This is a genomic window from Leptothoe spongobia TAU-MAC 1115 (genome assembly GCF_018739885.1).
Classification (GTDB): Bacteria; Cyanobacteriota; Cyanobacteriia; order Phormidesmidales; family Phormidesmidaceae; genus Leptothoe; species Leptothoe spongobia.
This window is the reverse complement of sequence record NZ_JADOES010000075.1, coordinates 1-7,361: the sequence shown is the minus strand read 5'-3', so window position 1 is coordinate 7,361 and position 7,361 is coordinate 1. Positions and strand designations below refer to the sequence as shown.

At 49.7% G+C, this 7,361-nt stretch carries 8 protein-coding genes and 1 pseudogene; 5 read left to right on the top strand and 4 right to left on the bottom strand.

What is annotated here, in order from left to right:
- Nucleotides 1-375: 375 nt before the first annotated feature.
- The 5 genes from IXB50_RS21745 (at nucleotide 376) to IXB50_RS21725 (ending at nucleotide 2,124) form a co-directional block, all read left to right on the top strand.
- The gene (locus tag IXB50_RS21745; protein ID WP_215611096.1) at nucleotides 376-570 is read left to right on the top strand and encodes a type II toxin-antitoxin system VapB family antitoxin; all 195 of its coding nucleotides are present in this window, start codon (nucleotides 376-378) and stop codon (nucleotides 568-570) included.
- On the top strand, nucleotides 567-956 hold the full coding sequence (vapC, locus tag IXB50_RS21740) for a type II toxin-antitoxin system VapC family toxin (protein ID WP_215611095.1): 390 nt from the start codon (nucleotides 567-569) through the stop codon (nucleotides 954-956). The genes IXB50_RS21745 and vapC overlap by 4 nt, the downstream gene beginning before the upstream one ends.
- A 62-nt stretch (nucleotides 957-1,018) precedes the next feature.
- Complete coding sequence (locus IXB50_RS21735; protein ID WP_215611094.1) at nucleotides 1,019-1,216, top strand: hypothetical protein; 198 nt, start codon at nucleotides 1,019-1,021, stop codon at nucleotides 1,214-1,216.
- A 345-nt stretch (nucleotides 1,217-1,561) separates the two neighbouring features.
- Nucleotides 1,562-1,789 carry a DUF433 domain-containing protein gene (locus IXB50_RS21730; RefSeq protein ID WP_006518922.1) on the top strand — a complete coding sequence of 76 codons (228 nt, stop codon included), beginning with the start codon at nucleotides 1,562-1,564 and terminating at the stop codon, nucleotides 1,787-1,789.
- Nucleotides 1,786-2,124: a DUF5615 family PIN-like protein gene (locus IXB50_RS21725; RefSeq protein WP_215611093.1), complete on the top strand. Its 339-nt coding sequence runs from the start codon at nucleotides 1,786-1,788 to the stop codon at nucleotides 2,122-2,124. The genes IXB50_RS21730 and IXB50_RS21725 overlap by 4 nt, the downstream gene beginning before the upstream one ends.
- Before the next feature lie 397 nt (nucleotides 2,125-2,521).
- On the opposite strand, the gene IXB50_RS21720 is transcribed toward IXB50_RS21725, so the two are convergent.
- The 4 genes and pseudogenes from IXB50_RS21720 to IXB50_RS21705 form a co-directional block, all read right to left on the bottom strand.
- Nucleotides 2,522-3,430, bottom strand: coding sequence for a M23 family metallopeptidase (locus IXB50_RS21720; protein ID WP_215611092.1), 909 nt, complete (start codon nucleotides 3,428-3,430; stop codon nucleotides 2,522-2,524).
- Between the two features lie 590 nt (nucleotides 3,431-4,020).
- Nucleotides 4,021-4,989: a ribulose bisphosphate carboxylase small subunit gene (locus tag IXB50_RS21715; RefSeq protein ID WP_215611091.1), complete on the bottom strand. Its 969-nt coding sequence runs from the start codon at nucleotides 4,987-4,989 to the stop codon at nucleotides 4,021-4,023.
- A 15-nt stretch (nucleotides 4,990-5,004) separates the two neighbouring features.
- Nucleotides 5,005-5,481 (bottom strand): phosphoribosyl-AMP cyclohydrolase, encoded by a 477-nt coding sequence (gene hisI, locus IXB50_RS21710; RefSeq protein WP_215611090.1) that lies wholly within the window; start codon nucleotides 5,479-5,481, stop codon nucleotides 5,005-5,007.
- A 624-nt stretch (nucleotides 5,482-6,105) separates the two neighbouring features.
- Nucleotides 6,106-7,287: pseudogene (locus tag IXB50_RS21705) on the bottom strand (nucleoside recognition domain-containing protein); the annotation flags it as partial.
- Nucleotides 7,288-7,361 lie beyond the last annotated feature (74 nt).

The following is a 7,361-nucleotide window of genomic DNA, read 5'->3' as shown; positions in this document are numbered from 1 at the left end:
GCGACTCATGGCCACTACACTACCTGATCATCGCAATATTGACGAGAAATTCAGGGGACCCTGTGAATTAATACAATCAACCGCTACGCCATGCACATAAAGGCTCCAATAGTTTTTGGCGAACTTGCCATTGTAATATCGCCGGACGCCAAATACAGTACTGACGTAGCCCATTTACTCAGTTGATCTGTCTAACCTGACGTTTCAACGGTTTTAATTCAGATTAAGCAATCACTAGAGAATTCTATGCTAAGGCACTCAGCATAGTTACTTGGTTATAATGCAGATGAACTATCACTGTAGTTGATATCTATTTGTACCAATGATTTACAGCCTAATACCCAAACAACCTGAAGCTAATCTATTAAGAAAATCATGAAAACCAGCATTGAAATAGACGATGCCTTAATCGCCGATGCCCTACAAACTACTGGTCTAACCGCTACCGATCAAGTCATCGAGTTAGCCCTAAAAATGCTAATACAACTCAAACGACAAGAAAAAATCAAAGCTTTTCGAGGCAAGCTACCTTGGGAAGGTGACCTCAATCAGATGAGGACAGACATATGATTCTAGTCGATTCCAGCGTTTGGATTGATTACTTTAATGGTCAAGATACCCCTGCTGTCGAACGACTAGATCAACTTTTAGGCATACAGCCGCTGGCCATTGGCGACATTATTTTGACAGAAGTCTTGCAAGGTTTTCGTCAGGATAAAGACTATGCAACAGCTAAAGATCTCCTCTTATCATTGACCGTATTTCAACTCACGAATAACCATTTAGCAATAAGAAGTGCCGATAATTTTCGCACCCTAAGAAAGCAAGGCATTACCATTCGAAAAACAATCGACGTGATTATTGCCACGTTCTGTATTGAAGAGAAACATTCTTTATTATTCTCAGATCGAGACTTTCTCCCCTTTGTGAAGCATCTTGGTCTCGATACTATTTAATGAGACCACTATGGGACGAAAACAAATTATGGATGAGCTAGAAACAATTAATAGGAGGCTCGATGACTAATCTGAGTGATATGCGTCAGAAAATTGAAGCTATGCGTCTGGATCGGGAGGTCTGGACTGCACGCATGCGGCAGATCGATGCAGATCGTGAAGCTAGAAAGCTGAATGCAAAAAAATCTATTATGAGTCGCCTGAGAGTTTGGTTTTCTTCGCTGTTTGAGACAATTAAGACAAAAATTACCCATCGCTGACTGTAGCTCTTCTTGGAAGAGCCCTCTGCTTGACCCAAAATCTTAGCGTTGGAACTATGGTTTGGGTTGCGTTTGCCCATCACCCAGTTGCATAGCAGTCAGTCATTTGTAGGGGGCGACCCCAGCCGTGACTTCTAATACTTCACCAATAAACTTATAGATTACCATTAGCCTGATTCCGATTCTGTAATCGATGTGGACAGAATGAACTCTTAGCAACTGCTCTAGCCTTTTTAAGGAGGTAAAGAAATGCTATAATTCAATGAGAGATAATTGTAAAATCGCTATTAATCGCTTATTGAGATTGCAGCGATCCTGCAATAAATCATATTGGAGTTACTTCAAATGCCTCCTCTTCTGGCTGAAAGGATTACAGTCAATCCCAAGCAATGTGGTGGTCGTCCTTGTATTAGAGGTATGAGGATTCGTGTATCAGATGTTTTGGATTTATTTGCAGCTGGACTTAGCTCTAAAGAAATTTTAGATGAAATGCCCGATCTGGAATCAGATGATTTAAAAGCAGCACTTTTGTACGCATCACGTAAGCTGAATCATCCAGTATTAGTTGCATGATCATTTGGGTAGATGCACATCTGTCGCCATCTATTGCAACGTGGATAACCGCAACATTTGGAGTGACAGCATTAGCTTTGCGCGATCTTGGTTTGAGAGAGGCTGAAGATTTAGAGATTTTTGAAGCTGCAAAAGCTCAGAACATCGTTATGATGACCAAAGATAGCGACTTTGTTGATCTCATTGATCGGCTTGGTTCACCTCCACAGATTATTTGGTTAACATGTGGCAATACTTCGAATGCTCGATTACATGAAATCTTAACTAAGACATTGCCTACAGCATTAGAACTTTTGAGGGCTGGTGAGCAACTGGTGGAAATCAGCGGAGATTAGTGGCCAAGCTAACCTAACGTAGGAATGGGCTGAACTTGATTTATCGACTGAAATAAAAACATCCCGACCGCCGCTCAGCTCTATGTTAGCGACAACTGACTGTGGAAAATGTTAACAGAATTCGCAAGTTTTACGAAGCATACTGTTGCACAGAATTCTCTTTTTAAGACTCACTCCGGCTTCTGAATTATGCATTCTAGCTGACGTTGTTTTGCCCTAGGGGCAATGCTCAACAATCACACATAGTCGGTCAGGGTAAGCACCCGGTATGGAAGGGCATCCAAAAGGGAGTGCCCCTACGGAATTGTCCATTTTGAACCTGGTAGGGGCGGTGCCTTGTGCCCGCCCTACGATATCGGATACAGACAACCCGGATTCCGTATAAGATAACAAAAGACTACTCCACACCATCAAACCGCCAGGGCACCGGATCAACCGCCACCCCATTCACATAAAGCCCCCAGTGCAAATGCGGCCCCGTTGACGCCCCCGTTGACCCCACACCGCCAATCACCTGTCCAGCGTTAACAAAGTCTCCTTCCGCCACATCTATGCGGCTCAGGTGAATCATAATGCTCAACACACCCTGACCATGGTCAATACCGATAGTGTTGCCATGCAGCTCGAAGCCATCAGCCACTCTCCCTGTCAGGCGGATATATCCCGCCGCTGGAGAGACAACGGGCGACCCGGTAGCAGCAGCGTAGTCCACCCCTCGGTGGTAATAGTTTTCGGCGAACTCGCCGTTGTAATATCGCCGGACGCCAAATACAGTACTGACATAGCCCTGGCTAGGACGGGTCAAGGCACCGTTCCAGTGGCGCTCTGGCGTGACAATGCGCTTGAACTCGGCGACGCGGTCAAATTCGTGATCGGTACCCAGGTCGGTGCTGCCCGCAGGGAGCCAAATGCGCTGGGTGGAAAAGGAGCGGTTTGCCAGATTTACCGTTAGACGACGCGATGAGCCTGCCGCAGAAACATCCAGCGTTAGACGTCCGGGGGTATCCAGCGGACTGGTGGGAATCAACGCTCGGTAGCGATTGCCGGATACCAGAAAGCTGGGATAGTCGGTGCCGTTGACCGAAACGACTGGGGCAGTGGTAGCAGCTGAAGCGCCGGAGATTACCACCGAAATGGTGTCGCCCAGCCTGGGGTTTGTTGGCGAGAGGGTGACATCGTAGGCATGGGCAGCAGGACTCCAAAGGCTGCCGCTGACGGCTGTGCCGACCATCGCCCCCGCCATTGCGAGAAAAGCGCGGCGACGTAGGCGGGGGGGAATGACAGGATTTATTTTGGGCTGCTTCATAGCTGTTGTGCGTGGGATGGGTAACAATATCGCATAGTGAGTGACAGAGTAGACCTTATAAGGTGCCAGTTTCTACTAGCGATGGATAATCCCCTCCTGGGAGGGGCAGGGGTGGGTTGACCGTTAGCGCAAGTTGCCGAAACCAATCTCGCCTATGGCACTACTCTAGGTGGCAGGGTCATTTCGTGTTCACTAGAGAAAATCTGTAAGGTTTATTACTGCGTTTATACTAAAGCGAGATATGATCGGAGGGAACCAAAACCGGTTGCTTGGGGTCCCTCCGAGTTCCCCAAACTCCCATGGCTAGGGCCGGGAGGCCGCCCTAGGACCCAGCCTACATAGGTTGTCCTCAATTGCATTAAAGTAGGGGTTACGGCGGGGTCGATTAATCAGGTTATCGCATTGTTGTTTGGCCCACCTCCAAGTAGAGCATGCCTTTCCTCAAATGAGCTTTCAATGCCTTCAAATTTTCTGTCCAGACAATGAAACAGCCCTGCCTTGTAAAGGGGAACCCAGGTATCGTCAAGCCTTATAGCGGTGTCTTATTTTCATGGGCATCCCTTACTGGCAAATGATTTAATCTTTGATGCTTACTCTGGCTTTTGAATTATTTTCTCTAGCTGCCGCTGTTTCGCCCTGGGGTCAATGCTCAACAATCGCACGTAATCACCGGGGTGATTGGTCACAAACTGTTCTACCTGGGTGAGTACCTGAGCCTCATGGGTGCTGGCAATCGTCGGGCCACTCTGCCAGGAACCTACCTTGAATCGGCGCGTATCGGCAAATTCTAGGCCAATGTGGTGGCCCTGGCGGAGTTGTTGCCGGATTATGTCTACGATGTCTGTCTGTAACTGATCCGTCTTGCCATTCTGAGATACCGACCGAAAGCCATTACTAGATCCATTACTGGAGACCGAATTCTGCAAAGCGGTGGCGCAGGCGATGCCGTCAGAACAGCGATACCCGGCCCGTAGGGCTTGGTTGACTTGGACTACGTGGTGAGAGAAGGTGCGATGGTCAAAGACCGGCCTTCGGCCATCGCTATCTTTAGCATCCGGTAACCGATCGGCAGCTTGCTGGGTGGTAATCACCGCTCCCGACGGCACATACTTACCGGCGGGAATCTCCACATCCTGGATCAGGGCGTGCATCATCACAATGCAGCCATAGCCCACCTGGGCATTAAACACTGTCGAACGAAAGCCAATAAAACACTCATTGCCAACGTAGGCTGGACCGTGGATCAAGGCCATATGGGTAATGCAGGTATCATGACCAATCCACACCGAGTAAGCTTTCTGGTCATCACCCAAGATCCGTCCTTGCTCCAAACCATGGATCACCACCCCATCCTGAATATTGGTATTCGCACCAATGTAAAAGGGAGCCCCTTCATCTGCCCGGATGGAGGTATTGGGGGCGACGATGACATTTTCCCCCAGTTGCACATCCCCAATTAGACTGCACTGGGGATGGACATAGGCAGATGCAGCAATGATGGGCTGATCTAGATCGCTATCCCAGGGAGTGGGTGGTGCGGGTTGATGACGCAGCGGCATAATACTTTCCTTGGTTTAAAGTTGAGTAGGATTGGGGGCATCCCCATAGACGGCGACGGGGTTAAAGGTCTTATTGGTTTCTGTAAAGGTGAGGGCAACGGGACCATTGGCCAACTCGCCAGGAGAAATCTGGCGGTAGAAGCAAGAGCGATAGCCCACATGGCAACTGGCTCCTAACCCGAACACCTTGACCTTCATCCACAGGCAATCTTGATCATCGTCAATCAACAATTGCTGCACGGTTTGCACCAGTCCACTGGTGGATCCCTTATGCCACAGATGCTGACGGCTGCGGCTGTAGTAATGGGCTTCACCGGTTTCCAGGGTTTTTAGCAATGCGGCTTCGTTCATGTAGGCGTGCATCAACACCTCACCGGTGTCAGCATCTGTGGTGACAACGGGGATAAGCCCATGGGCATCAAATTTAGGAGCCAGGAGCATCCCTTCTTCGACAGCTTCAACCGAGGTGCGGGCAGCAAATGGAGACGACATAGTGCAGGAGAACGAGAATGATAATCATTGTCGCACATGGAGCAATCGTTAAATTTTGAGTGCTGCGGACCGTGATTGTGTCGTTTCAAATTTTCTTTCGTGATTACCTTCCAAGTTGTGTGATTAAAGTGTTGGTCAAGAGCGAAGCCGGTTGCTCGGGGCTCCTCCGAGTTCCCCGAACCCCTATGGGCAGGGCGGACCGCCGCCCTACAACCCTCGGACCGGAGAATTTCGGTAAATAGCCACATTGGTTGGGAGGTGGTCGGTCAAGCGGTTTAGAATTTTACGCTCGGTCGCGCAAAATTCTAAAAAGGGTTATTCCATCGATGTTTTGTTAATCGATGCTCAAAGAAAACTTTTTTACAGAGTTTTGATTCTCTGTGACAAGGCAGCCTGACAAGAAAATTAGACACCTTGTCTTTTACGGTGTGGAGCGGATGCGGAACAGCGTAACCCACTTAACCAACCACCCATATCAGTGATTGTAGCTGTTAACCAATACTCTCTTGTGCGAGGGGCCTGGGGACGTTGAGGTCCCCAGATTAGGGAGGTTTCAGGAGGGAAAGTCCTGAGCGCCCCTTTTATCTATGTGCCGATTCTTAAATGCCTCAATCAGCTTTTAAGTTATAGCCAGTGTCCGCCCCAAGCCAACAGCATTGAAAATGCCACCGCCGCAATCGCCTGCCTGGCCATCAACCCCACTGCAAACCTTACCGACTGTTCACGGGCGATGGTAAGTGCAGTAACCAGGCAGGGCAGCAACACTCCGGCCAGGTACACGCCCGTCAAGATTTGCAGGGGGGTGAGTAGGGCCAGGGTGTCCGGTTCGGCAAAAAGCAGCAATCCGTCTTTGCGAATGGAGGCCAAAATAACGGGTACAGCCGCCTCTGGGGGCAGACCAAACAGCCCCATCAGGGGATTAATCCAGCCCGCCAGCAGGGTGATCAGCCCCAGACTGTCCAGCACCGAAGCGATCACCGTAATCACTAAAAAGATAGGGATTGCATTAGAGAGAAACTGGTGGAGGGTACCCCGAGTTTCGCGCCAGATGGTAGACCAGCGGGGAATTTCTAAAAAGGTGCGCTGTTCGATCAGCAAGGTATTGTGGACCGAGCGGGCGGCTTTAGGCGCAATCAGGCGGGTGTAGATCAGGGTGGTTAGGGTTAAGTAGCCCAGATAGGGCACCACCAAACCGGGCATATTGGCCGCGCTGAAAACTCCCAGGGTGGCTCCAAACTGGTAGGAACAGGCGGATCCAAATGCGATGGTCCTCCGGACCGGCTCCGCCATCGCACTCACACAGGTCTTCCTAGAACAACTAGAACAAGCCCGAGTACTAATCACGGCGGGCACATTGCAACCAAACCCCATGATCACCCGCACCAAATCTCTCCCGGATAGGCCAAACGGCCTCAGGAGTGGGTGCAGCGCCACAGTAATACGTTCCACCAATCCGCTAGCCTTGTATGCACCTAAAAACAGAGCGTACAAAATCACCGTAGGCACTGCCCAGACAAACAACAGCGGCCCCATGGTGACTAAGCCATAGCGGCCAATCAAAATCTCTCGTAGCGGCGTTTGAGACAAAACCGTAATCAGAGGATCTAATCCAGCTTGTACGAGAGGATCTAGCACCCCCGCTACACCATTGGCCACCCCAACGGCAAGGACGGCAGGCAACAACAATAAGAGTACTGCCAACAACCAGCCCCAGCGCGGATGTTCTAACCAGGTGGGATGGGGTTCAATGTGCCAGCTCGCCGGAATCGGATGCCACTGTTTGGGAAAAACGGTCGGTGTCTGGAGCCCTTACTGTCTTGATAGCACTTGGGGCCTGTGTTGTATGCGGGGCCTGTGTTGTATGATTTATCGAAGTCAAA

What these genes read in the sequence shown, in the direction of transcription:
- IXB50_RS21730 (WP_006518922.1), top strand. Translation starts at nt 1,562, where the DNA reads ATGCCTCCTCTTCTGGCTGAAAGGATTACAGTCAATCCCAAGCAATGT.
- IXB50_RS21745 (WP_215611096.1), top strand. Translation starts at nt 376, where the DNA reads ATGAAAACCAGCATTGAAATAGACGATGCCTTAATCGCCGATGCCCTA.
- IXB50_RS21735 (WP_215611094.1), top strand. Translation starts at nt 1,019, where the DNA reads ATGACTAATCTGAGTGATATGCGTCAGAAAATTGAAGCTATGCGTCTG.
- IXB50_RS21715 (WP_215611091.1), bottom strand. Translation starts at nt 4,989, where the DNA reads ATGCCGCTGCGTCATCAACCCGCACCACCCACTCCCTGGGATAGCGAT.
- hisI (WP_215611090.1), bottom strand. Translation starts at nt 5,481, where the DNA reads ATGTCGTCTCCATTTGCTGCCCGCACCTCGGTTGAAGCTGTCGAAGAA.
- IXB50_RS21720 (WP_215611092.1), bottom strand. Translation starts at nt 3,430, where the DNA reads ATGAAGCAGCCCAAAATAAATCCTGTCATTCCCCCCCGCCTACGTCGC.
- IXB50_RS21725 (WP_215611093.1), top strand. Translation starts at nt 1,786, where the DNA reads ATGATCATTTGGGTAGATGCACATCTGTCGCCATCTATTGCAACGTGG.
- vapC (WP_215611095.1), top strand. Translation starts at nt 567, where the DNA reads ATGATTCTAGTCGATTCCAGCGTTTGGATTGATTACTTTAATGGTCAA.